Genomic DNA, 22,018 nt, shown 5'->3' with positions numbered 1-22,018 from the left:
GCTCCATCTCCTTTATAGCGGGGCAACAGCCCCCCAAGGTGATGGAGAGAGTCATGCGCGTCGGTGTGCCGAGAGAAATCAAGAATCACGAATATCGCGTCGGGCTCACCCCGCCCTCGGTGTCGGAACTGACCGCCGCCGGCCATGAGGTGATCGTCCAGACCGGCGCCGGCATGGGCATCGATTTCGAGGACAGCGACTATGTCGCGGCCGGCGCGCGCATCGTCGGCGATGCGCAGACCGTCTTCGCCGACAGCGACATGATCGTGAAGGTCAAGGAGCCGCAGCCGCAGGAAGTCGCGATGCTCCAGCCGCACCATGTGCTGTTCACCTATCTCCACCTCGCCGCCGACAAGCCGCAGGCCGAAGGACTGATCAAGTCGGGCGCGACCTGCATCGCCTATGAGACGGTGACCGCCAACGATCGCTCGCTGCCACTGCTCAAGCCGATGAGCGAAGTCGCCGGCCGCATGTCGATCCAGGTCGGCGCGCACTATCTCGAAAAGGAACAGGGCGGCCGCGGTGTGCTGCTGGGCGGCGTCCCCGGCGTGGCCCCCGCCCGCGTCGCGATCCTCGGCGGCGGGGTGTCGGGCGTCAACGCCGCGCAGATGGCGGTCGGCATGCGCGCCGACGTGACGATCTACGACATCTCGAACGCACGGCTCGCCGAACTCGACATGTTCTTCTCGAGCCAGATCAAGACCGCCTATGCCTCCAAGGCGGCGATCGCCTCGGCGGTGAGGAACGCGCATCTTGTCATCGGCGCGGTGCTCGTCCCCGGCGCGGCGGCGCCCAAGCTCGTCACGCGCGAGATGCTCAAGACGATGAAACGCGGCTCGGTGCTCGTCGACATCGCGATCGACCAGGGCGGCTGCTTCGAGACCAGCCATGCCACGACGCACGACAATCCCGTGTTCGAGGTCGACGGCGTGATCCACTATTGCGTCGCCAACATGCCGGGCGCGGTCGCGCGCACCTCGACCTTCGCGCTCAACAATGCGACGCTGCCCTTCGCGCTGCGCCTCGCCAATCTCGGTGCCGAAGCGGCGATGAAGGCCGATCACCACCTCGCCGCCGGCCTCAACGTCTCGGGCGGCAAGATCCGCCACCAGGCCGTCGCCGAAGCACTCGACCTGCCGTTCGAGGCGTGGTCCGCCTAAGGCGCGGGCGCGCCCGGCGCGCCGGCATTCTCGGCGAGGAACCGGTCGAGCAGCGCGAGCCGCTCGGCCAGTTCGTCATGATAGTCGGCGGTCGGCGGTGTCAGCTGCAGCGCGCGTGCCCAGGCGGCGCGCGCCGCCGGCAATTGCTGGGCGCGCACAAAGGCGACACCGAGGAAGAAGGGCGGCCCGGGATGCTCGGGCGCCAGTGCGACGGCGCGGCGGAAGGCGAGCAGCGCCGCCGGCGACATGGTGTCGCCGTCATGCTGCGCCAGCACCGTGCCGAGCCCGGTCCACAGCATCGCGCTGCGCGGCGACTGGCGGATGCCGGAAAGGATCAGCGAACTGGCGCTGCGCAGGTCGCCACCGCGGATCAGCGCGTCGGCCGTACCCATGAACGCCCACTCACCCGTCGCGATGCCGAACATCTTGCCACGCAGCGCGACCAGCCCCGAATCGACCTCGATCGGCGTGGTGTTGGCGGTGACGGGGTGCGCCGGCACCGACGGGCTGCCCTGCAGCGCATAACCCGTCGCACCGAGCATCAGCGCGGCACCGACGAACCAGAACATTTCGCGGCCGACGCCGATCAGCCGCAGCGCGCCCGCCGCGGCGATCCCGATCAGGGCGAGTGCCAGCCAACCCATCAGCGCTTCTTCCGTTTGAAACTGCCGCGCGCGAGGAACGCACCGATGGCGAGCATGACGATCGGCGCGAGCCACAAGGGCGCGGTGACCCAGCTGAACGGCGGATCATAGGTGACATAGTCGCCATAGCGCGCGATCAGCCAGCGTCGCACGCTGTCGGGGCTCTCGCCCGCCGCGATCCGCTGGCGCACCAGCGCGCGCATGTCGCCGGCCATCTCGGCATCGCTGTCGGCGATCGACTGGCCCTGGCAGACGAGGCAGCGCAGCGTGTACATCAGTTCGCGCGCCTTTGCCTCCTTGGCCGGGTCCTTTAGCTGGGTATTGGCCATCGCCGCCGGCGGCAGGTTGCTGTCGGCCAGCGCGGGCGCGGCGAGCAGGACGAGCAGCGGTAGGAGCGCGCGCCTCACTGTGCCGCCCGCAACTTGGCAAGGATGTCGGGAACCTCTTCGGCGCGGATGTCGCCGATATGCTGTTCGATGATCTTGCCCTTCGCGTCGATCAGGAAGGTTTCCGGGACCCCTGACGAGCCGATCGACAGCTGGACGCTGCTTTCCTTGTCGTCACCGATCCGCGCATAGGGGTCGCCGTTGCGGGCGAGGAAGTTCTGCAAGGCCGGCGTGGTATCGCGCACTGCGACGCCATCGATCTCGACCCCGGCCTGTTTGAGCGCCATCAGTTGCGGCGCCTCGGCGATGCACGGCAGGCACCAGCTGGCGAAGACGTTGAGCAGCCTTGGCTTGCCCCCGACGATATCCTTGCTCGCCAGGCCAGCCTTGCCCGGCACGATCGGCGGCAGCGCGAACACCGGCAAGGTCTGGCCGACCATCGCCGACTTGATCGTGCGCTCCGCGGGCTTCTTCAGGCCGAAGGTAATCACCGCGAACAGCAGGATGAAGCCGAGGAACGGCAACCAGAGCAGCCAGCGCTTCATGCCAGCGGCTCCTCGTCGCGCTTCCACGTCCGTCGCTCGCGCCACAGCCGGCCGAGCAGCGACAACACGCCCCCAAGCGCGATCAGCGCGCCGCCGAGCCAGATGAAGGTCACGAACGGCTTCCACCACAGTCGCAGCTGCCAGCGCCCCTGCTCGTCCTGCTGGCCGAGAACCGTATAGAGTTGCCCGTCGAGCTTGGTCGCGATCGCGCTCTCGCTCGTCACCGTCGCCGGCGTGGCGAAGAAGCGTGACTGCGGCTTGAGCGTGAACCCGGCGCCATTGCCGCGCCGCGCGGTCAGCGTCGCCTCGAGCGCGGAATAGTTCGGCCCGACCACCGGCGCGATCGAGTCGAGCGTGATCGTGAAGGGCCCGACATGCTGCGGCTCGCCGAGTTTCGTCGCGATCAGCACCTGCTGGGTGAAGGCGCTGTCGGACGCCATCCCGGCCAGGCTCACCGCAATGCCGAGATGCGCGATCACCATGCCCCAGGTGAACAGCGGCGTGCGCCGCAGGTTGCGCTTCCACAGCGGCGCAACGCTGGCAGCGGCAAGACCGGCGGCAAGCGTCAGGCCCAGCAGCGGCAGGATGGCGACACCGCCGCCAAAGACGAGAAACAGCACCAGTGTCACCGCGGATAGCGCGATCGGTACGACCATCCGCCCCAGCACCGCGCGCGCGCCATCGCGGCGCCAGCGCATCAGCGGCCCCGCCCCCATGATCGCGACGAGAATCAGCGCGATCGGCCCGGCGGTCTTGTCGAAAAAGGGCGGGCCGATCGACAGCTGCACGCCGAACGCCGCCGCGACGATCGGATAGAGCGTGCCGATCAGCACGATGCCGAGCACGACGCTGAGCAGCAGGTTGTTCGCGACCAGTGCCCCCTCGCGGCTCACCGCCTCGAAGGTGTTGCCGGCGCGTACCGTGCCGACGCGCGCCGCAAACAGCACCAGCGCCCCGCCGATATAGATGGCGAGCAGCGCGAGGATGAAGGCGCCGCGCTTGGGATCGACGGCAAAGGCATGGACACTGGTCAGGATGCCCGAGCGGACGAGGAAGGTGCCGATCATCGACATCGAGAAAGCGACCACCGCGAGCATCACCGTCCAGGCGCGCAGGCCGTCGCGCGTCGCCAGCACGGTCACCGAATGGAGCAAGGCGGTGGCGGCGAGCCACGGCATCAGCGAGGCGTTCTCGACCGGATCCCAGAACCACCAGCCGCCCCAGCCGAGCTCATAATAGGCCCAGTAGCTGCCGGCGGTAATGCCGAGCGTCAGGAAGATCCACGCGCCGAGCACCCAGGGCCGCATCGCGCGAGCAAAAGCCGGCCCGACGTCGCGTGTCACCAGCGCGCCGACCGCGAAGGAGAAGGCGACCGAAACGCCGACATAACCGATGTAGAGCGTCGGCGGATGGAAGGCGAGGCCGGGGTCCTGCAGCAGCGGGTTGAGCCCGTTGCCGTCGGCGGGCGCCGGATTGAGCCGCGCGAACGGGTTCGAGGAGAAGAGCAGGAAAGCGTAGAAGCCCAGCGCGATCGCGGCCTGCGCGCCGAGCGTCGCGATCAACGTGCGCTCATCGATCCGGCGTTCGAGCAAGGCCACCGCCCCGCCCGCGACGCCGAGGATCGTGACCCACAGCAGCATCGAGCCCTCATGGTTCCCCCAGGCGCCGGCGAACTTGTAGAGCAGCGGCTTGTCCGAATGGCTGTTCTCGGCAACGAGCAGCACCGACATGTCGCTCTGCATGAAGACGGTGATGAGCAGCGACATCGCCAGCACCGCGAGCAGCCCCTGCACCACGGCGATGGGCCGGACGGCGGCCATCGCGTCGGTGTTTGCCTTGCCGATGCCGATCGCCGCGAGGATCAGCTGGAGGGCAGCGAGTGCGCCCGCGAGCCACAGCGCCGCAAGGCCGGCTTCGGCGATCATCGCTTAACCCCCACCCCGGCGGAGGCCGGGGCCCAGATGGAAAGGTCATGGTTGGTGAGCGATCGACCTCGCCTTAACCGTCCCCCACCTGGGCCCCGGCCTCCGCCGGGGTGGTTAAGAAGCAGGGAGACAGTGGCCACTACGACAGCGTTGGCGGTACGCGACATAATATGGATCCCGGAACCACTCCGGCGTGAGGGAGGCAATGTGCTGCTCACTGCGCCAGCGTCTTGGTTTCGTGCATCTTGCCAGCCATTTCGGGCGGCATGTATTTCTCGTCATGCTTGGCAAGCAGGTTGCTGGCCGTAAAGCTGCCGTCGGCGTTGAACTGCCCCTCGGCGACCACGCCCGACTTCTCGCGGAACAGGTCGGGGGTAATGCCGCGGAAGGTCACCGGCACCGTCGCCACGCCATCGGTCACGACGAAGTCGATCGTCACGCCGTCGGGCATCTTCCTGATCGACCCGCCTTGCACCATCCCGCCGAGCCGCACGGCATGGCCGAGCGGAAGGCCGGTCTTCTTCACGTCGCCCGGGGCGTAAAAGAACGCCGCCTGGTCCTTGAGCGCGGAGAGCGCGAGGCCGCTCGCGCCGGCGATCGCCAGCACGGCGAGGCCCGCGAGGATCAGTCGCTGTTGCTTGGCTTTCATTTCTTTTCGGCGTCCCGCATGCGCAACCACGCCCATAAAGACAGCCCCGCCGTGGCGGCGAAGGTCAGCCCATAGGCGGCAATGATGAAGGGCCAGTGGTCAAGATGGGTCATGCCGTCGCCATCCGCCGCATCCGCGCCTCGGCCTTGGCGGCACCGAGCAGCGCGCGCATCCGCATCAGCACGATACCGGCGAAGATCAGCGTGAAGCCGATCAGCGTGAACGGCAGCGGCCAGAGCAGCGAACCGGCGATGCTCGACTTGGTCAGCCCGATGCTCTGTCCCTGGTGCAGTGTGTTCCACCACACCACCGAATAGCGGATGATCGGCAGCAGCACCGAACCGGCGACACCGTAGATCGCCGGAATACGGCCGTCGCCGCCGCGATCGGCATCGGCTCGGTTGAGCGCCATAAATCCGAGATAGACGAAGAACAGCAGCAGCATTGAGGTCAGCCGTCCGTCCCATTGCCACCATGTGCCCCAGGTCGGTCGGCCCCAGATCGATCCGGTGATCAGGCACAAAGCCGCGAACAGCGCGCCGGGCAGCGCGATCGCGCGCGCCGCGACCATCGCCAGCGGGTGGCGCCAGATGAGATAGGCGATCGACGAGATCGCAATCCCGCTCCACCCGCCCATGCCGAGCCACGCGGTCGGCACATGGATGTAGAGGATGCGGACGCTGTCACCCTGCAGATAATCGGGCGGGGTCAGCGTCAGCCCGGCCCATGCGCCGAACAGCGCCAGCACGACGCCGCTCCAGAACAGCACCGGCGTCAACGGACGGGCGATCTTGAGGAAGCGAGCGGGATTGGCGAGGGCGTGAATGCTGGACACTATGCGCCCGACGCTAGGGGTTTTGCGGGCTGAAATCCAGCCTCGATCAAGGCGGAGCACCCGGTCCCATTCGGGCAGTCGCGGCGACGGTGCGTTACGTGTCAGCCGCGCCCGATCAGACGCTTGGCGAGCATGTCGGCGACATCGGCGGCCGGTGCGCCGCTGCGGTCGCTCTCGTCCCACACCTCGATCAAGCGATCCGGAATACGCGCGATTCGCTCCTCGACCTCGGCACGGTCGCCCTGGCCGAGATATTCGAGACCGACATTGATGATGCCGCCGGCGTTGATGACATAATCGGGAGCATAGAGAATGCCGCAGGCGTGGAGCCGCGCGCCCTCCTGCCCGGTTGCCAGCTGGTTATTGGCGCCGCCGGCGACGACCGTGGTGCGCAGCGCCTCGATCGAGCGTTCGGTGAGGATCGCGCCAAGCGCATTGGGGCTGATCACATCGGCATCGATCGCGAGGATCTTCTCGGCCGATTCGGTCGCAGCGCCGAGTTCCCCGGCGAGCGCCGTCGCCCTCGCGACATCGACGTCGGCCAGCGTAAGCCGCGCACCGTCTTTGGCGAGCAGCCGCGCGAGACCGCCGCCAACGCTGCCGACGCCCTGGATCGCGACATGGACGTCCTTCATCGACTCGGCCCCGAGCTTGCGCCGCGCTGCCGCCCTGACGCCGAGATACACCCCCATGGCGGTAAACGGCCCGGGATCGCCGCCGGCGCTGCCCGCCGCGACGGGCAGGCCCGAGACATGCCGCGTGCGCGTCGCAATGACCTTCATCCGCGCTTCAGACATGCCGACATCCTCGGCGGTGACATATTGCCCGCCAAGCGATTCGACGGCGTTGCCAAAGGCTTCGAGCTGCGCGGTGGTGATCTCGGCGCCGCGCTCGGGTGCCAGTACGACGCCCTTGCCGCCGCCCATCGGCAGCCCGGCCATCGCATTCTTGAAGCTCATACCGCGCGACAGGCGCAGCGCGTCGGTGATCGCGTCGTCGCTGGTGGGATAGTGCCAGAAGCGAACTCCGCCGGCGGCCGGACCGAGCGCGGAGGAGTGGACGGCGATGATCGCCTGGAGCCCGGACTCGCGATCGGTGAACAGGTGGACGGCCTCATGGTCGTCGAAATCGGGGAAACCCCAGCCGCTGGACACGTTCGATATCCTGGGAAAAATGATGGGGCGACCGACGGGACTTGAACCCGCAACTTCCGGCATCACAAGCCGGTGCTCTAACCAATTGAACTACGATCGCCGCAGAGCCGCCGCCCCTAGCGGGCCGGGCATGGCACCGTCAAGGCTGTCAGAAGCGGCCTTCGGCGGAAAGCGTATAACCCCGGGGGCCGGCCTGGAAGCCGGCGAGCTGCAATCGCGTGATCGTCGCGGCGTCGCTGGCGGGCAGGATCAGGTCGGCGTGGAAACGGCCATTGCCCGGCAGCCGCAGATCGATCGCGGCACCACCCGCGGCGCTGCGCAGCGGCAATATCAGCGCACCGCCCTCGCACCGCGCCGCGCCCGACATGCTGCCGCCAAGGTCGACGCTGGCGATCGTGCCGGTGACCGTGGCACGCACGGTGCCCTGCGCCCGCGCGCACCGCCCATCGTCGAATCGCACGCTCGCTGCGCTGAGATCGAGTTGGCTGATCGGCAACGGCGCGAACACCGCCCCGGTCGGAAGGCTGGCCGAGACATCGTCGATGCCGCTGCTGTGGCGGCTGACCGTCACCGCGCCCTGCGCCGTCGGGCCCGCGCCGCGCCCCTGCACCGCGACCCGTGCGCGCCCGAGCAACAAATTGAACGGCGAGAGCCGTGCGCGCAGATCGCCGAGCGCGACGCCGCCAAACGCCGCCTCGTCCATCGTGCCGAACCACACGCTGCCATGAACCGCACGCGCCGACAGCCCCGCATCGCCCAGCCCGGCCCAGCCGGCGACGAGTCGCAGCGGCAGCAGCAACAGCAGCGCGGCGGCGAACATCGCACCAAACAGGACGGCGGGGCGGGTCTGTAGGCGGAGTTTCATGCGCATTGCTCCGCGTTTGAAGGCCGCGGTGTTCCTGCGCACGCAGGAACCCAGAGCCACAAGCGCAGCGCCAGATACCCTGGGCTCCTGCGTGCGCAGGAGCACGAGGCAATGAAAGCCACGCTCACGACCCGCGCACCCGCAAAGAGATCTGTGCCGCCACGGTCTTGTCGCCGTTATCCGTCAGCGTCAGCGTGTCGATCAGGATGCCGTCATCCTCCAGCCCCGCGATCCACGCCATCAACGCGCCCGGCCGGGCCGAAGCGATACCGATCTGCACGCCGTCGTCACCGACCCGGCTGACATTGGCGAGCGCGAAGCCCGCGGCGTTGGCGCGATCGCGAATGATCGTGTCGAGTGGCGCGCCGAGCGGCGCCGGGCGGCTGCGTTCCAGCGCCTTGATGTCGTGGACGCGTCCCTCCGTCTCAGCCAGCAACACGACGGCCGCGTCGTGGCGGGTGCGGGCGGTCGACAGACCATCGGTAACCGGCAGGATGATCGCGGCCCACAGCACCGTCAACGCAAGAAGGGCCAGCATCACCAGCACCAGCCGCTGTTCGCGCAGCGAGCGCGACGTGAACCAGGTCTTAGCTGCGTCGATCATGCTGCGCTCACCGTCAGGTCGATGCTGAAAACGCCGCCGATATTCTGCGCGGTGCTCGGCGCGACTGTGAAGCCCTGGCGCCGCAGGCGCGTGATGATATCGGTGATCATCCCTTCATTCTGCACCGCGACCGTCGCGCGCAATTTGCCGGTACCGTCGAATGCCAGCGCGCGCAGTTCGGCGCCGGGTGCCGCCCCGACTGCGGCGAACACCGAAGCAGCAGTGCCGCTGAAGCCGAGCCCCGCGCCGCGCATTCGCACCAGCCGCTCGCCAAGCTGGCGATCGGCATTGTTGACCGTCTCGCCGCGCGGCAGCGCGGTCCGGGCCAGCACATCGGCGCGCGTTTCCATCGCCGAGGCCGCCCTGTTGAGCTTCACGATCTCGACGAGGCTGATCAGCAGCGTGACCGTCAGGATGGCGACACCGAGCCATACCAGCCGCCGTACCAGCGCCCAGTCGATCGCGGCGCGCGTCCGCCGCGCGAATTCGCCCTGGCGCAGGTCGAGCGTCGGCGACGCCACCGCTCCGACGATCGCCGCCTCGAGTTCCTCGCGTCCCAGCACGGTCGGTGCGACGCCGCCGGTCACCAGTTCGGTCAGTCGCGCCTCGTCGGCAAATCCGCTGGTGGTGCCGCGCACCACGCCCTCGCCGCCGAGATCGGCGCGGACATAACCCTGGTCGGGACGCGGCAGCAGCATCGGCGCGGGAATCACCGCGTCGGGGTCGATCCCTTCTGCGGCGAGCGCCGCCAGCGCGCCGTGCATCCACTGCGACGACACGACGCCGATCGGGCGCTCGATCCCCTCGGCCTCGCGCCCGACCGCGACATGCAGTTCGCCGAGCGGGGTGATGCTGGCATCGCCGGCGAGCAGCCGCGCTGCTGCCACCGACTGCGCGGTCGAGCGATCGGGCAGATCGGCCCAGTGCAGCGTCACCGCCTCGGCCGGCGCGACCGCCACGGCGTTCTCGCGCCGTTCGGGATCGAAGCCCGGCACGCCCTCGCCCCGCGCGGAGATGCGGTCGCCCACGATGCGCAGCCAGCGCCACGGCGATTGCCCGCTGGGCAAGAAAAGGACCAAGGTATCGCTCATGACGGTTCCCCCCATTGCCGCGTTGCGAGCCGCGCGGGAAGCTTTGTCGCATCGATCAGGCCATGATCTTCGAGATCGGCATCGCCCAGCGTCACATCGACGCGCAGCGCGAACCATTTCGTCGTCACCGCGGTCTGCGCCTCGGCGTCCGGCCCGGCGGTGATCGCCGACAGCGCGGGCAGTTTCCAGAATTCAGACGTGCTGGCAAAGCCCTGAGGCGGCCGCTTGAGCAGCATCTGGCGCGCGCCCTCGACCGACAGGGTATCGGGCAGCAGCATGGCGAACAACGCGGCCTGTTCGGGCAACAGCGTGTTGACGTTGATCTTCGACGGCTCAGCCTTGGGCAAGGTACACACCCATGGCCGGAGCTTGGCATAGACCGCCGCCGTTACCCCGGCGACGGCGCGCAGCTCGCTCGGATCGGCCATCAGCGTATCGGCGGGACGATAGCCGGTATAGCTGGCATCTTCGGAGCCCTGCTCGACCGGAGCATTGTCGCTGTCGATCCAGTCGGCGGTCGCTGCCGCGATGCCGTCGGGCGACGAAGTCGGGGCGCCGACCAGCCGGATCAACCGCGCGAACTGCCGCCGCGTCGGGCTATAGGCGGCATAGATTCCCGGCCCGGTCTCGACGACAAGGCTGTTGAGGTTGAAGCAATTGCCGCCGTCGCGAACCCGCGCCGTGGCGATGCCGCCGGGGATCGGCAGCGGAAAGGGCTTGTCACTCCACCCGCCGGCCAGCGTGACGCGGTTGGGATCGCGCGCCAGCAGGTCGCTGACCTTGGCGACGGCTAGGATCTCCGCCGCCTGGGCGAAGGCGCGCGCCTGATCGAGCGCGACGGCGTTGCCGCCAATCCTGGTCGACAGCCGCAACTTCTCCAGCGCGGTCCCCGCCAGCACGGCAATGACGGCGACGAGCAGCAGCACCGTGAGCAGCGCCGCGCCACGCTCGGAGTGTTTTTGAAAACCCGCGAAAACGCGCGTTTCAACGCGGGGGCGATCAACTGGTCGCATGGTTCACCTGATCGGCACCGACGAGGAACAGCGCGCGGAACTCGCTGCCATTGTCACGCACGAGCCGCATCTCCATCGCCTGCGGCATGACCGCGATCGAGCCTCCGTCCCAATGGTCGCTCCACGCGCCATTGTAGCGATAGCGAAAGGTCACGCCGCGCACATGAGTCAGCATCGGGGAGGAAGGCTGTGCCTTGGCGCCATCGAGCATCGGGTAGGAGACGCGCGCGATGCCGCCATCGAGAAAGAGGTAATCGACCTTCTGCACGCTGGCGCGCGGCGCCTCGTCGAGATTGCTCCACCCGCCGCGTACCAGCCGCAACATCGGCGCGGTGCCCGACCCCGCCGCGCCGAAAAAGGCCGGCTGGCTCTCACCCCCCTCGCCGCGCGTTCGCCGCGGCAACGCCTGGGCGAGATCGGCGGACAGTGACGAAGTGAGCCGGTTGAACGCCGCGATATCGTCGAGCCTGGCCGCGGTCGCGGTCTGTGCGCGGACGCTGAAGCTCAGCAAACCAACCGCCGCCCCGGCGAGCAGGCCGAAGATCAGCAGCGAGATCATCACCTCGACGAGGGTGAAGCCGGCTTCGCCCGTTCGCGGTGTTCTCCCGCGAAAGCGGGAGTCCAGGGTTACGAGGCGAGACACGCTTGGCCCTGGACCCCGGCGTTCGCCGGGGATCGGCGTGGACGGGTTTTGCGTCACGAACCAGTCCGGGTGGGTGTCGGCGCAGGTTCCGGCACGGTCGCGCGCACCATCGTGATATGCCCCTGCCGCGCCCCGGCAGCGTCCGCCACCGTCACGTCGATGCGCATGATGCGCGTGTCCCCGGTCGGCTCGACATGCCGCGTCCACTGCCAAGCCCGCCCGCCATTGCTCTCGGTACCCGTCGTACCGCCAATCACGGGCGGCCGCGCATCGGTAACCGCCTCGATCGCGACGTTGCGCGCGACCATCTGTGCGGTCAGCGTCGAATCGAGGATGCTCGCGCCACGGATCGTCGCGCCTTCCAGTCGGATCAGCGCCAGTGCGGCAAGGCTGAACACAGCGAGCGCGACCATCATCTCGATCAACGTGAAGCCACGTTCGTTTTGGCCTGAGTCCGGCCGACAAGCTGTCTCGTGCTCCTGCGCACGCAGGAGCCCAGAGCCACAAGCGCTGCGCCCCGAACTCTGGGCTCCTGCGTGCGCAGGAGCACGGTGTGTACTGGGGAAGGCGCGCATCACTCGCCGACCTTCACGCTGCCATCGCCGCTGATCGTCACAGCGCCGGTCGCGGCACCGCGCTCCAGCCGCACCGAAAGACCGTGATCGACCAGCCCGGTCGGATTGAAGATCACCCGCTCTCGTACCCCGGCGACCTGCGCGCGTGTGCCCTCGCTCCACTGTGCGACGCGCAGCGGCTTGTCGCCGATCGCCACCCAGGCGCCGCCGCGCCGCTCGTCGAAGCCATAGCCGGTCGCGGTGACCCACAAGCTGACCGGTCGCGAACCGGCGATGGCGAGATCGTGCGCCGCCTTGGCGCGACCGGCGAAGTGCTCCGCCTCGTCCGCCAGCCGGCCGCGCGGGTCGGGCAGCGCCCACACGACCGCCGCCGACGCCACCCCGATCAGGACGATGACGACCATCATCTCAACCAGCGTGAAGCCGTGTTCGGCGGAACGCCAAGCAAGGGTGAATCCCCCCTCGCCCAGGCGCTTATTCCCAGCTGCCGATATCGGCATTGGCACCCTCGCCGCCTTCGCGGTTGTCCGCGCCGAGCGTCCAGACATCCTCCTCGCCATGCTGGCCCGGCGAGGCATAGAGATAGGGGCGGTTCCACGGATCGACCGGGAGCTTGCCCTTGAGATAGCCGCCGGCCTGGTATTTCGCGGCATCGCCCCCGGCCGGCGCCGCGACCAGCGCCTCCAGCCCCTGGGCGGTGGTCGGATAGGCACCGTTCTGCAGCTTGTAGAGATCGAGCGCACCCTGGATCGCCGAGATATCCGCCTTGGCCTTGGCGATCCGGCCCTTGTCGCCGAGCGGCAGGACGTTGATCACCACGATCGCCGAGAGCAGGCCGATGATCACGATCACCACCATCAGTTCGACCAGCGTAAAGCCGTCTTCGCGCTTGCGCTTCTTCCTGCGCTGTTCGTCGACCTCGTTACGCACACTCGCTTCCATAACCATCCTCATTGTCCCGCCAGCGTGTTGAGCTGCAGGATCGGCAGTAGAATCGATAGCACGATCGTCGCGACGATGCCGCCCATCGCGATGATGATCAGCGGCTCAAGCAGCGCCAGTGCGGTCGCGGTGAAACGGTCGAACTCGCGCTCGAGATAGTCGGCGGCGCGTTCGAGCATGCTGTCGAGCTGCCCCGCCGCCTCGCCCGAGGCGGCAAGATAGACCAGCAAGGGCGGGAACACCCCGGCGCGGCGCATCGCCGCCGACAGGCTGCCGCCGCCGCGGATCGATTCGACGATCTCGTCCGAGGCGAGCCGGAGCCGGCGGTTGTGGATCGTGCCCGCAGTCAGCGCGAGGCCTTCGAGCAGCGGCAGGCGGCTGGCGACCATCGTCGACAGCGTGCGCGCCATCCGCGCCGCGTGGAGATCGCGCAACAGCCGCCCGAGCAGCGGCAGCTTGAGCAACCGCGTGTCGACGGCCAGCCGGATCGCCGGCTCGCGCAGCGCACGCCATGCCAGCAGGCCGAGCGCGACGATAGCGATCAGCAGCGCCCACCACCAGCCGACGAGAAACGCCGACAGGCTCATTACCATCCGCGTCAGCAGCGGCAGTTGCTGCCCGACGGTGTCGAACTGCGCGACGACCTGCGGCACGACGAACATCATCAGCGCGGTGACGACGAACACCGCCACCAGCGCGAGCATCGCGGGATAGGCCAACGTCGTGATGATCTTGCCGCGAATCTCGGCCTGGCGCTCGAGCAGCACCGAGAGCCGGTCGAGGATCGTCGGCAGCGAACCCGAACTCTCGCCGGCCGAGACCATCGCGCGGTAGAGCGGCGGAAAACTCTTCGGCTCGCGCCCCATCGCCTCGGCGAGGCGCCGGCCTTCGACGACGCCGGCATGGACCGATTCGATGATCTCGCGGACCTGCGGTTGCTCGGTCTGGCGCGTGATCGTGCGCAGCGACTCCTCGAGCGGCGAGACGCGGTTGAGCGTCGCCAGCTGGCGCGTGAACAGGGTAAGCTGCTTGCCGCTCATCTTGCGCCGGCCGAAGCGGAGGTCCGCCAGCAACGGCGTGCCGCGCCTGGGCGTGCCCGAGCCGGCCTCGACCTTGACGACGAACAGCCGCTTGCGATCGAGCAATTCGCGCGCGTCGTCGATCGACGGCGCGCTGACATGACCACGCGTCTCGCGCCCGCGCGTGTCGATCGCGAGATAATCGAACTCAGCCATCGGCGGGGACCAGCGGTTCGGGCTCGGTGGCGTCGCGGCGCGACACGCGCACCGCTTCCTCGGGCGTCGTCTCGCCGCTTGCGACCAGTGCACGCGCCGCCGTGCCCAGATCGTCCGCATGCGCGAAGGCGTGGCGGGCGAGCAGCGTCTCGTCGCTGCCGTCGTTGATCATGCGGCGCAGCGGCTCGTCGATGCGCACCGCCTCGAACACGCCGATCCGGCCCTTGAAGCCGCTGCCCTGGCAATGCTCGCAGCCGACCGCTTCGTACACGACCGTGCCCTTGGGCAGGCCGAGCATCTTCCTGACCGAGGGCGGCGCCGGGATCGGGCGGCGGCAATGTTCGCACAGGCGCCGCACCAGCCGCTGCGCGATGACCGCGCGCAGCGTCGAGGCGAGCAGGAAGGGCTCGACCTTCATGTCGCGCATCCGCGTGATCGCGCCGATCGCGTCGTTGGTGTGGACGGTCGACAGCACGAGGTGGCCGGTGAGCGAGGCCTGTACCGCGATCTCGGCGGTCTCGCGGTCGCGGATCTCGCCGACCATCACGACATCGGGATCCTGCCGCAGGATCGCGCGCAGGCCGGCGGCGAAGGTCAGCCCGACCTTGGGGTTGACCTGGGTCTGGCCGACGCCGTCGATGGCATATTCGACCGGGTCCTCGACCGTCAGGATGTTGCGGCTGCCGTCATTGAGCAGCCGCAGCGCGGCGTAGAGCGAGGTGGTCTTGCCCGAACCGGTCGGGCCGGTGACGAGGATGATGCCGTTCGGCTCGGTCAGCGCGGTGGTCAGCATCGCCAGCGTCGCGGGCTTCATGCCGAGCATCGTCAGGTCGATGCCAGCATTCTCCTTGTCGAGGATACGCAGCACGACACGCTCGCCGGCCCGGCTCGGCAGCGTCGAGACGCGCACGTCGAGCAGCTTGCCGCCGAGCGTAAGGCCGATGCGGCCATCCTGCGGCACGCGACGCTCGGCGATGTCGAGCCGCGCCATCACCTTGATGCGGCTGACCACCACCGGCGCGACGTGCGGCGGCATGCGCAGCGTTTCGCGCAGCACGCCGTCGATGCGCATCCGCACGACAAGGCCGGTTTCGTACGGCTCGACATGGATGTCCGACACGCCGTTGCGCGCGGCGTCGGCGATGATGCCGTTGATCAGGCGGATCGCCGGCGCGTCGTCGGCGGTGTCGAGCAGATCGTCGGCGGTTGGCAAATGGTCGGCCAGCAGGTCGAGCTCGTCGCCGAGCCCGAGCGAACCCGCCGCCATCGCCGCCGCTTGGCCGTCCATCGCGTAGCGCTCGGACAAGAGCTTATCGAACGCCTCCACCGAGACGAAGCCGACATCGAACGGTCGGGCGAGATGGCGACGCAGTTCGAGCAGCACCTTGGGATCGCTGCCCTCGCGCATCGCGATGGCGGCCTCACCGGCCGCGTCCTCGCCCAGCACAACGCCGAAGCGCCGCGCAAAGGCATAGGGGATCGTCGCCGCCGGAACCGCGCCGAACCCGGCGGTGCTGTCACTGATGTCGGCGACGCTCGCCATCAGTGCCGTCTCTTGCGCCGGATCGCGGCACCGGTGGCGGGCTGGGTCGGGACGGCGATCCGCGGGTCCTCGATGCTGCCCGGCATGCCGGCCGGCGGCAGCGGCGCCGCCGCGGCGAGATAGTCGCGCACCAGCTGGTCGATGCTCGGCTCCTCGTCGGGGCGCTGGCCGGCCTGTTGCACGCGCAGATAGCCATAACGCTGCTCGGTCACGCGGCGCGTGTCCTCGGCAGTGCGCAGGATGGTCGGGCGGATGAAGATCATCAGGTTTGTCTTGGTCCGGGTCTTGGCCTTGGAACGGAACAACGCGCCGATCCCGGGAAGGTCGCCGAGCAGCGGGATCTTCTCGACCGTGCGCCGCTCGTTATCGTCGAGCAGACCGCCGATCACCGCGATCTGTCCGTCATCGACGGTCAGCGTCGTCTCGACCTCGCGCTTGTTGAGGATCAGGTCGCTATTGTCGCTCGACACCGGCCCGGCGATCGAGCTGACCTGCTGGTGGAGGAACAGCTTGATTGCGCCCGAGGCGTTGATCTGCGGCCGTACCTCGAGCTCGATCCCGACATTCTCGCGCTGCACGGTGCGGAAGGCATTGTCGAAGTTGGTCGACAGCGCCTGGCCGGTGGTGATCGGGATTTCCTGCCCGACAAGAATCCGCGCCGGCTGGTTGTCGAGCGTGATGACGTGCGGGCTCTGCAGCAGGTTCGAGGTGGTGTCGGACTTCACCGCGTTGATGATGGTGCCGAAGATCGCGTCCTTGCCGATGTTGAACGCGCCGCCGCCGAAACCGCCGGTCGCGCCGAGGATCGAGCTGATCGCCGACTGGGCGAGCGTGTCGCTGGTCGTGCTGCCGGTGGTGGTGGTGGTGGTATTGCCGTTCACCGTCGTCGTCGTGGTGTTGAGCGAGCGCGCACCGATCGCGCCGGCGATGGTCAGCAGGTTGGGCGCCGAGTTGCTGTAGGTCGTGGCGAAGGACGGGATGCCGCTGCCCGGCAGGCCCGCGAGCAGGAACTGGACGCCGAGCTTGTCGGCAGTCGTATCCGACACCTCGGCGACGATCGCCTCGACCAATACCTGTTCACGCCGCGTATCGAGCTGATGCACCACCTCGCCGAGCTGGCGCTGCACCTCGGCCGGTGCGGCGATGACGATCGCGTTGGCACCAGCGAAGCGCGTGACGACCGACGCGGTCCGTCCGCCCTCGGCGGAGACTGCCGCCTGCCCTCCGGTCGCGCCGCCGGACTGGCTTTGCGTCGCCTGGTTCTGCGGCGGGACGATATTGCCGCTGGTGCCGCCGCCATTGCGACTCGCGACGCTCATGCTGGTCTGCGACAGCTGCGTTTGCGCCGGCTGCGTCGCCGGCTGACCGACAAGCTGCTGGAGCACGGGAAGCAGCTGCTCGGCATCGGCATTTTCGAGGAAGATGACCTTGATCTCGGTGCCGTTCTTGGCGCGACGGTCGAGATCCTCGGCAACACCGGCGAGCCGTGACACCGTCGCGGGGTCGCCGCGCAACGCGATCGAGTTCGAGCTGACGATCGCCACGACGCTGGCACTCGGCCCGGTCCCGGCGCCGCCACCCTGCCCGCTTGTCCCGATCAACGTCTGCAGCGCCGTGGCGATCTCGCGCGCGCCGGCGTTCTTGAGCGCGACGACGCGGGTCGCGGCATTGTCGGTATCGATCCGCGCCAGCACCTGGCGGACGCGGCGGACATTGTCGGCGAAGTCGACGATGACGATCGAATTGCCGCCGCGATTGGCGGTGACTGAGCCTTGCGGGCTGACCAGAGTACGCACGGTATCGACCGCCGAAGCGGCATCGATCGAGCGCAGCCGCACCACTTCGGTGACGAAGGCATTGCGCCCGGCGCTGCCCGCCCCGACCCGGCTGGGCTGCGATGAGGCATTGTCGAGCGGCTGGATGCGGAACGCGCCGTTCGAGGTCGGCACCGCGACGAGGCCGTTGGCGCGCAGCGTCGAGAGGAATATCTCGAAATATTCCGATTTCGACAACGGCCGTTCCGACACCACGGTGACCTTGCCGTTAACGCGCGCGTCGATGATGAAGATCCGCCCGGTCACCCGCGCGGCATCGGCGATGAAGGCGCGGATGTCGGCATCGTGGACGTTGATCGTCGTCTGCGCGACGAGTGGCCCGGCAAGCGCCAGCGCGAGCATGGGGGCCAGCAGGGAACCTCGGATCAGCTTTTTCATGGGCTCGCGATCGTGATGACGATGGGGACGGTCTGGTTGCCGCGCTCTACGGTGATCGGCAGATTGCCGCCATGCGGATATTGCTGGGCGAGCCGGTCGAGGTCGCCGGGGCCGCTGACCGCACGGCCGCCGATCGCGGTGACGACGTCGCCGTCCTGCAAGCCGAGCTGGCGAAAGGCCATGCCCGCGCCTTGAGGCCGCACGACGAGCCCGCTGATCCGGCCGCCATCGACGCGCGGGATGAAGCCGATATCGGCGCGAAGTTGCGCGACGCTTAGACCGGCTGGGGCGCCAGGCGGCGCCGCACCGACCGGTATGCCACCCGGCGGCGGCGGCGGCGGCGCGCTGGTCGTCTGCGAAGCAGGGACGCTGTCCTGCGGCAGGAACAGGTCCTCGGCCGCCCCGCCGCGATCGATCGTCACATGGTCGAAGGCTACCGCCTTGAGCTTGACGCCGGGCATGATCTCCTGACCGACAAGGATGCTGCGCTGGACATTGTCGGGGCCGGCGATGATCGCCGAACCGCCGCCCATCGCCTCGTCGACGCGGGTGCCGAACAACGTCAGTTGCAGCGAGGTGACCACCGACGGCTTGTCGTCGCCACCCCCCAACCGGAAGAACGGATCGTAATCGCGCAGCATCGCGGTCGGCGATCCGGCGAAACCCGCCGCCGTCGGGCGCCACTCACCGAGCGGGCCGGTCGGCGTCACGATCGTCCACACCAGCCGCGCGCATTGCACCGCGAGCACCGCCAGCAGCAGGATCTCGGCGAGCGAATAGACGCTGGCGCGCGGGAACCGCCGCAACCAGGCGCGTGCTCGTGGATCCAGTACCAAACGCATGCGAAAGTCCCGATCGCGAGCTGCCGAACGTCCGCTGTTACAGGGGAGCGACGGCGATGTGAACCGCAAGCGCTACAGACTGATTGTTTCAGCGGATTGCAACAGGGTGGAAAATCGCTCGAACCGCTGGCAATTATGACGGATGTCCCACGCCTCCGATCCGCTGCCCGGCCGTTTCGGCTCGGGCCTTCCCGCCGACGCAATGGTCGCAGCACTTTCCGCCATGCCCGGCGTCCAGCGCGTGCCGAGCCCCAAGCTGACGCTGTTCCTGCGCAAGAACTTCCTCGATCAAGCGACCTGTACCGCGCTGATCGCGCGGATCGACGCTACCCGCCGGCCATCGACGATCTCGGACGCGAACGGCGACGCTGCCTTTCGCACCAGCGAGACCTGCGACCTCGACCGGCACGACCCGCTGGTCGCCGAACTCGATGCGCGAATCTGCACCTTCACCGGGCTCGACCCACAGTTCGGCGAGCCGATGCAGGGCCAACGCTATGCCGTCGGGCAGGAGTTCAAGCAGCATACCGACTATTTCGAACCGCTCGGTGTCGATTACGAGCGCTTCTGCAGCGTTGCCGGCCAGCGCACCTGGACGGTGATGCTCTACCTCAACGAACCCGATGCCGGCGGCGCGACGCGCTTCAAGGTGATCGACAAGATCGTCCAGCCCGAAACCGGCAAGCTGCTCGCCTGGAACAACCGCCGCGCTGACAGCACGCCCAATCCGGCGACGTTGCACCACGGCATGAAGGTTCGTGCCGGAGTGAAATATGTCATCACCAAATGGTTTCGCGAGCGCCCCTGGGGCTGGTGATCGCCGTCGATGCGCCGGTCGGGGCACTACGACATTCCAACGATCCGTCCTGTTTCTTCCGTTCTTGCAGTCAAATTATTTTCAGGTGCGAACGGGCCCGCCAACGCGCCCGATTCTCACGCCTGTTCAGCTAGTTGCGAAGCATCTCCCTGTTCCTGGATAACAAGCGCGGAACAAGAGCAAGGCAGACCCCGTTCGCCGCGGAACAGGGCGAACAACATCCAACATCGACGATGAGAAAGACCGCGTCGCGATCGTGCGGGCACGATTGCGGCGCTGCCTGTTACCCAGGATGCGACGGCGGTTGAATCGCTCAGACGTCGGCCATCGCCGGCGTCGCGTTTTCGATCGACCCCGTCCGCGGCGAGTCCCTGCCGGGGCCGTCGGCGTCAGTCAGGTGCGGCGGGAAACAATATCCGCGCGAGCAATGCCCCCGCCAGAGCGCCGACGAGTTGCGCGACAATGAACATCGGCACGTCAGACGGCGCGATTCCGGCGAAGCTGTCGGAGAGGCTGCGGGCAACGGTGATCGCCGGATTGGCGAAGCTCGTTGACGAGGTGAACCAATAGGCCGCGACAATATAGAGCGCCACGCTGACCGGCACCCATTGTGGGCGGTGGCGGACCGTGCCGAGAATGGTCAGGATCAGCCCGAAGGTCGCGACCGCTTCGCCGGTCCATTGCCCGACACCGGTTCGCGCATGGTGCGAGATCTGGACGATCGGCACGTCGAACATGAGGTGCGCGATCAGCACGCCGGCAATGCCGCCGGCAAGCTGCGCGACCCCGTAAAAAGCGCCATCGCCCCAGCGCACATCGCCCCGCATCGCCGCGACCAGCGTTACCGCCGGGTTGAAATGTGCGCCCGAGATCGGCGCCAGCATTGCGATGAGCACGAAGAGGATCGCGCCCGTCGCCAGGGTGTTGCCGAGCAGCGCGATGGCGACGTTTTCGCCCGCCAGTCGCTGCGCCATGATCCCCGATCCGATGACGGTCGCGAACAGGAACGCCGAACCGACCCCTTCGGCGAGCAAGCGGCGGGCAAGCGGCGCGGTCACGATGCCCGCTCTCGCGGTTGCGCGATGGCCGCGAGATGATCGGCGCCGGCCGGTGGCCGTCCCGCACCGCGCCGCTCGGAATAGCGGTCGGTAAGGTACGCGCTGCTGCCGCGCGTCAGGAGGGTGAACTTGACCAGCTCCTCCATGACATCGACGACGCGATCGTAGAGCGGCCCCGGCTTCATGCGCCCGGCGTCGTCGAATTCGGTGTAGGCTTTCGGCACGCTCGACTGATTCGGAATCGTGATCATCCGCATCCATCGCCCCAAGAGGCGCAGCGTGTTGACGGCATTGAACGACTGGCTGCCCCCCGAGACCTGCATCACGGCAAGCGTGCGGCCCTGGGTGGGGCGGACCCCGCCTTCCTCGAGCGGCAACCAGTCGATCTGGGTCTTAATGATGCCGCTGATCGCGCCGTGCCGCTCGGGCGAGCACCACACCTGCCCCTCGGACCAGAGCGATGCGGCGCGGAGCTCGGCGACCTTGGGATGGTCCGCCGGCACGCTGTCGGGCAGCGGCAGCCCCGCAGGGTCGAACAGTCGGGTCTCGCAACCGAACGACCGCAACAGGCGCTCGGCCTCGAGCGTCAAGAGCTTGCTGTACGAGCGCTCCCTGAGCGAGCCGTAGAGCAGCAGGATGCGCGGCGGGTGGCCGAACATTGCCGGAGCGCGCAATTTTTCGGCGATGCCCCGGTCGAGAAAGGCCGGATCGACATTCGGAAGATCTGTCACGGCAGCGGCTTCTCGTCATCTTCGCTGGTCGAGCCGATCGGCGCCGGGGCGGATTCCGTATCGGCCAGATCGTCATGAATCGCCTGGATGCGTTGGCGCAGCACAGACGCCTGGTCTTCGCACGGTAGCGCAACCAACTTTGCGACCCGCCGTGACAGTGCAGCATGGGCCGCCTCGAACGCGGTATCGATCGCTGCGTCGTCGCCCTCGACCGCGGCAGGATCGGCCAGCCCCCAATGGACCTTGACCGGATGGCCCGGCCAGATCGGGCAGACTTCTCCCGCCGCATTGTCGCAGACGGTGATCACCAGGTCGATCGGTGGTGCGCCCGGCGCGGCGAATTCATCCCAGCTTTTCGAGCGCAGACCATCGGTTGGGTAGCCGTGGCGTGCGAGCAGGCGGAGCGCCCCGGGATGGACGGCGCCCTTCGGGAACGAGCCGGCGGAAAAGGCACGAAATCGCCCCTCGCCCAGCCGGTTGATGATCGCCTCACCGAGGATCGAGCGCGCGCTGTTGCCGGTACACAGCAGCAGAATGTTCATGGTCCC

The 22,018-nt window shown here is 68.1% G+C and carries 25 protein-coding genes and 1 tRNA gene; 2 read left to right on the top strand and 24 right to left on the bottom strand.

The window, feature by feature from the left end; translation table 11 throughout:
- Positions 1–53 precede the first annotated feature (53 nt).
- The gene (gene ald, locus U1839_RS15485; RefSeq protein WP_332804508.1) at positions 54–1,160 is read left to right on the top strand and encodes an alanine dehydrogenase; all 1,107 of its coding nucleotides are present in this window, start codon (positions 54–56) and stop codon (positions 1,158–1,160) included.
- Here ald and U1839_RS15480 read toward each other — a convergent pair.
- The 21 genes from U1839_RS15480 to U1839_RS15380 all read right to left on the bottom strand — a co-directional run bounded on the left by U1839_RS15480 (position 1,157) and on the right by U1839_RS15380 (position 18,864).
- On the bottom strand, positions 1,157–1,804 hold the full coding sequence (locus U1839_RS15480) for a tetratricopeptide repeat protein (RefSeq protein ID WP_332804507.1): 648 nt from the start codon (positions 1,802–1,804) through the stop codon (positions 1,157–1,159). The two genes, ald and U1839_RS15480, sit on opposite strands and share 4 nt — an antisense overlap.
- Complete coding sequence (locus U1839_RS15475) at positions 1,804–2,211, bottom strand: cytochrome c-type biogenesis protein (protein WP_332804506.1); 408 nt, start codon at positions 2,209–2,211, stop codon at positions 1,804–1,806. Before U1839_RS15475 ends, U1839_RS15480 begins: the two co-directional genes overlap by 1 nt.
- Positions 2,208–2,735 carry a redoxin family protein gene (locus tag U1839_RS15470; protein ID WP_332804505.1) on the bottom strand — a complete coding sequence of 176 codons (528 nt, stop codon included), beginning with the start codon at positions 2,733–2,735 and terminating at the stop codon, positions 2,208–2,210. The genes U1839_RS15475 and U1839_RS15470 overlap by 4 nt, the downstream gene beginning before the upstream one ends.
- Entirely contained in the window at positions 2,732–4,660 is a 1,929-nt protein-coding gene (locus U1839_RS15465) for a heme lyase CcmF/NrfE family subunit (protein WP_332804504.1), read from the bottom strand. The genes U1839_RS15470 and U1839_RS15465 overlap by 4 nt, the downstream gene beginning before the upstream one ends.
- A gap of 214 nt (positions 4,661–4,874) precedes the next feature.
- Positions 4,875–5,309, bottom strand: coding sequence for a cytochrome c maturation protein CcmE (ccmE, locus tag U1839_RS15460; RefSeq protein ID WP_332804503.1), 435 nt, complete (start codon positions 5,307–5,309; stop codon positions 4,875–4,877).
- Complete coding sequence (locus U1839_RS15455) at positions 5,306–5,422, bottom strand: heme exporter protein CcmD (protein ID WP_332804502.1); 117 nt, start codon at positions 5,420–5,422, stop codon at positions 5,306–5,308. The genes ccmE and U1839_RS15455 overlap by 4 nt, the downstream gene beginning before the upstream one ends.
- Entirely contained in the window at positions 5,419–6,144 is a 726-nt protein-coding gene (gene ccmC, locus U1839_RS15450; protein ID WP_332804501.1) for a heme ABC transporter permease CcmC, read from the bottom strand. Before ccmC ends, U1839_RS15455 begins: the two co-directional genes overlap by 4 nt.
- Positions 6,145–6,245: 101 nt before the next feature.
- A complete protein-coding gene (locus tag U1839_RS15445; RefSeq protein WP_332804500.1) occupies positions 6,246–7,298 on the bottom strand; it encodes a Glu/Leu/Phe/Val family dehydrogenase in 1,053 nt (350 codons plus the stop codon).
- A 23-nt stretch (positions 7,299–7,321) separates the two neighbouring features.
- Positions 7,322–7,398: transfer RNA gene (locus U1839_RS15440), tRNA-His, on the bottom strand.
- Positions 7,399–7,446: 48 nt separating this feature from the next.
- Positions 7,447–8,163 carry a type II secretion system protein N gene (gene gspN / locus U1839_RS15435; protein ID WP_332804499.1) on the bottom strand — a complete coding sequence of 239 codons (717 nt, stop codon included), beginning with the start codon at positions 8,161–8,163 and terminating at the stop codon, positions 7,447–7,449.
- Between the two features lie 124 nt (positions 8,164–8,287).
- Positions 8,288–8,767: a type II secretion system protein M gene (locus tag U1839_RS15430; protein WP_332804498.1), complete on the bottom strand. Its 480-nt coding sequence runs from the start codon at positions 8,765–8,767 to the stop codon at positions 8,288–8,290.
- Entirely contained in the window at positions 8,764–9,858 is a 1,095-nt protein-coding gene (gene gspL / locus U1839_RS15425) for a type II secretion system protein GspL (protein ID WP_332804497.1), read from the bottom strand. Before gspL ends, U1839_RS15430 begins: the two co-directional genes overlap by 4 nt.
- The gene (gene gspK / locus U1839_RS15420; protein ID WP_332804496.1) at positions 9,855–10,871 is read right to left on the bottom strand and encodes a type II secretion system minor pseudopilin GspK; all 1,017 of its coding nucleotides are present in this window, start codon (positions 10,869–10,871) and stop codon (positions 9,855–9,857) included. The genes gspL and gspK overlap by 4 nt, the downstream gene beginning before the upstream one ends.
- On the bottom strand, positions 10,858–11,514 hold the full coding sequence (gene gspJ, locus U1839_RS15415) for a type II secretion system minor pseudopilin GspJ (RefSeq protein ID WP_332804495.1): 657 nt from the start codon (positions 11,512–11,514) through the stop codon (positions 10,858–10,860). Before gspJ ends, gspK begins: the two co-directional genes overlap by 14 nt.
- A gap of 53 nt (positions 11,515–11,567) precedes the next feature.
- Positions 11,568–12,005, bottom strand: coding sequence for a type II secretion system minor pseudopilin GspI (gspI, locus tag U1839_RS15410; protein WP_332804575.1), 438 nt, complete (start codon positions 12,003–12,005; stop codon positions 11,568–11,570).
- An 83-nt stretch (positions 12,006–12,088) separates the two neighbouring features.
- Positions 12,089–12,589 (bottom strand): GspH/FimT family pseudopilin, encoded by a 501-nt coding sequence (locus U1839_RS15405; RefSeq protein WP_332804494.1) that lies wholly within the window; start codon positions 12,587–12,589, stop codon positions 12,089–12,091.
- Complete coding sequence (gene gspG / locus U1839_RS15400) at positions 12,564–13,031, bottom strand: type II secretion system major pseudopilin GspG (RefSeq protein ID WP_443030625.1); 468 nt, start codon at positions 13,029–13,031, stop codon at positions 12,564–12,566. The genes U1839_RS15405 and gspG overlap by 26 nt, the downstream gene beginning before the upstream one ends.
- Before the next feature lie 8 nt (positions 13,032–13,039).
- Positions 13,040–14,266 carry a type II secretion system inner membrane protein GspF gene (gene gspF / locus U1839_RS15395; protein WP_332804492.1) on the bottom strand — a complete coding sequence of 409 codons (1,227 nt, stop codon included), beginning with the start codon at positions 14,264–14,266 and terminating at the stop codon, positions 13,040–13,042.
- On the bottom strand, positions 14,259–15,809 hold the full coding sequence (locus U1839_RS15390; RefSeq protein ID WP_332804491.1) for a GspE/PulE family protein: 1,551 nt from the start codon (positions 15,807–15,809) through the stop codon (positions 14,259–14,261). The genes gspF and U1839_RS15390 overlap by 8 nt, the downstream gene beginning before the upstream one ends.
- The gene (gene gspD, locus U1839_RS15385; protein WP_332804490.1) at positions 15,809–18,022 is read right to left on the bottom strand and encodes a type II secretion system secretin GspD; all 2,214 of its coding nucleotides are present in this window, start codon (positions 18,020–18,022) and stop codon (positions 15,809–15,811) included. The genes U1839_RS15390 and gspD overlap by 1 nt, the downstream gene beginning before the upstream one ends.
- Positions 18,019–18,864: a type II secretion system protein N gene (locus U1839_RS15380; RefSeq protein ID WP_332804489.1), complete on the bottom strand. Its 846-nt coding sequence runs from the start codon at positions 18,862–18,864 to the stop codon at positions 18,019–18,021. The genes gspD and U1839_RS15380 overlap by 4 nt, the downstream gene beginning before the upstream one ends.
- Before the next feature lie 142 nt (positions 18,865–19,006).
- Here U1839_RS15380 and U1839_RS15375 point away from each other — a divergent pair, with 142 nt between their 5' ends.
- Complete coding sequence (locus U1839_RS15375) at positions 19,007–19,681, top strand: prolyl hydroxylase family protein (RefSeq protein ID WP_332804488.1); 675 nt, start codon at positions 19,007–19,009, stop codon at positions 19,679–19,681.
- 389 nt (positions 19,682–20,070) lie between these two features.
- On the opposite strand, the gene U1839_RS15370 is transcribed toward U1839_RS15375, so the two are convergent.
- The 3 genes from U1839_RS15370 to U1839_RS15360 are packed head-to-tail and all read right to left on the bottom strand — an operon-like array spanning position 20,071 to position 22,012.
- The gene (locus U1839_RS15370) at positions 20,071–20,739 is read right to left on the bottom strand and encodes an aquaporin (protein ID WP_332804487.1); all 669 of its coding nucleotides are present in this window, start codon (positions 20,737–20,739) and stop codon (positions 20,071–20,073) included.
- Entirely contained in the window at positions 20,736–21,470 is a 735-nt protein-coding gene (gene arsH, locus U1839_RS15365; protein WP_332804486.1) for an arsenical resistance protein ArsH, read from the bottom strand. Before arsH ends, U1839_RS15370 begins: the two co-directional genes overlap by 4 nt.
- Positions 21,467–22,012, bottom strand: a complete 546-nt coding sequence (locus U1839_RS15360) for an arsenate reductase ArsC (RefSeq protein WP_332804485.1) — start codon at positions 22,010–22,012, stop codon at positions 21,467–21,469. The genes arsH and U1839_RS15360 overlap by 4 nt, the downstream gene beginning before the upstream one ends.
- Positions 22,013–22,018 lie beyond the last annotated feature (6 nt).

This window comes from Parasphingomonas halimpatiens (assembly GCF_036663795.1).
GTDB lineage: Bacteria > Pseudomonadota > Alphaproteobacteria > Sphingomonadales > Sphingomonadaceae > Sphingomonas.
Note: the sequence above shows the minus strand (reverse complement) of the source record. Positions and strands in the feature narration are given on the sequence as shown.

Coding starts and splice junctions, on each gene's coding strand:
- ald (WP_332804508.1), top strand. CDS start 54: ATGCGCGTCGGTGTGCCGAGAGAAATCAAGAATCACGAATATCGCGTC.
- U1839_RS15480 (WP_332804507.1), bottom strand. CDS start 1,804: ATGGGTTGGCTGGCACTCGCCCTGATCGGGATCGCCGCGGCGGGCGCG.
- U1839_RS15470 (WP_332804505.1), bottom strand. CDS start 2,735: ATGAAGCGCTGGCTGCTCTGGTTGCCGTTCCTCGGCTTCATCCTGCTG.
- U1839_RS15465 (WP_332804504.1), bottom strand. CDS start 4,660: ATGATCGCCGAAGCCGGCCTTGCGGCGCTGTGGCTCGCGGGCGCACTC.
- ccmE (WP_332804503.1), bottom strand. CDS start 5,309: ATGAAAGCCAAGCAACAGCGACTGATCCTCGCGGGCCTCGCCGTGCTG.
- U1839_RS15455 (WP_332804502.1), bottom strand. CDS start 5,422: ATGACCCATCTTGACCACTGGCCCTTCATCATTGCCGCCTATGGGCTG.
- gspN (WP_332804499.1), bottom strand. CDS start 8,163: ATGAAACTCCGCCTACAGACCCGCCCCGCCGTCCTGTTTGGTGCGATG.
- U1839_RS15430 (WP_332804498.1), bottom strand. CDS start 8,767: ATGATCGACGCAGCTAAGACCTGGTTCACGTCGCGCTCGCTGCGCGAA.
- gspL (WP_332804497.1), bottom strand. CDS start 9,858: ATGAGCGATACCTTGGTCCTTTTCTTGCCCAGCGGGCAATCGCCGTGG.
- gspK (WP_332804496.1), bottom strand. CDS start 10,871: ATGCGACCAGTTGATCGCCCCCGCGTTGAAACGCGCGTTTTCGCGGGT.
- U1839_RS15405 (WP_332804494.1), bottom strand. CDS start 12,589: ATGCCGATATCGGCAGCTGGGAATAAGCGCCTGGGCGAGGGGGGATTC.
- gspG (WP_443030625.1), bottom strand. CDS start 13,031: ATGGAAGCGAGTGTGCGTAACGAGGTCGACGAACAGCGCAGGAAGAAG.
- gspF (WP_332804492.1), bottom strand. CDS start 14,266: ATGGCTGAGTTCGATTATCTCGCGATCGACACGCGCGGGCGCGAGACG.
- U1839_RS15390 (WP_332804491.1), bottom strand. CDS start 15,809: ATGGCGAGCGTCGCCGACATCAGTGACAGCACCGCCGGGTTCGGCGCG.
- gspD (WP_332804490.1), bottom strand. CDS start 18,022: ATGAAAAAGCTGATCCGAGGTTCCCTGCTGGCCCCCATGCTCGCGCTG.
- U1839_RS15380 (WP_332804489.1), bottom strand. CDS start 18,864: ATGCGTTTGGTACTGGATCCACGAGCACGCGCCTGGTTGCGGCGGTTC.
- U1839_RS15375 (WP_332804488.1), top strand. CDS start 19,007: ATGTCCCACGCCTCCGATCCGCTGCCCGGCCGTTTCGGCTCGGGCCTT.
- U1839_RS15360 (WP_332804485.1), bottom strand. CDS start 22,012: ATGAACATTCTGCTGCTGTGTACCGGCAACAGCGCGCGCTCGATCCTC.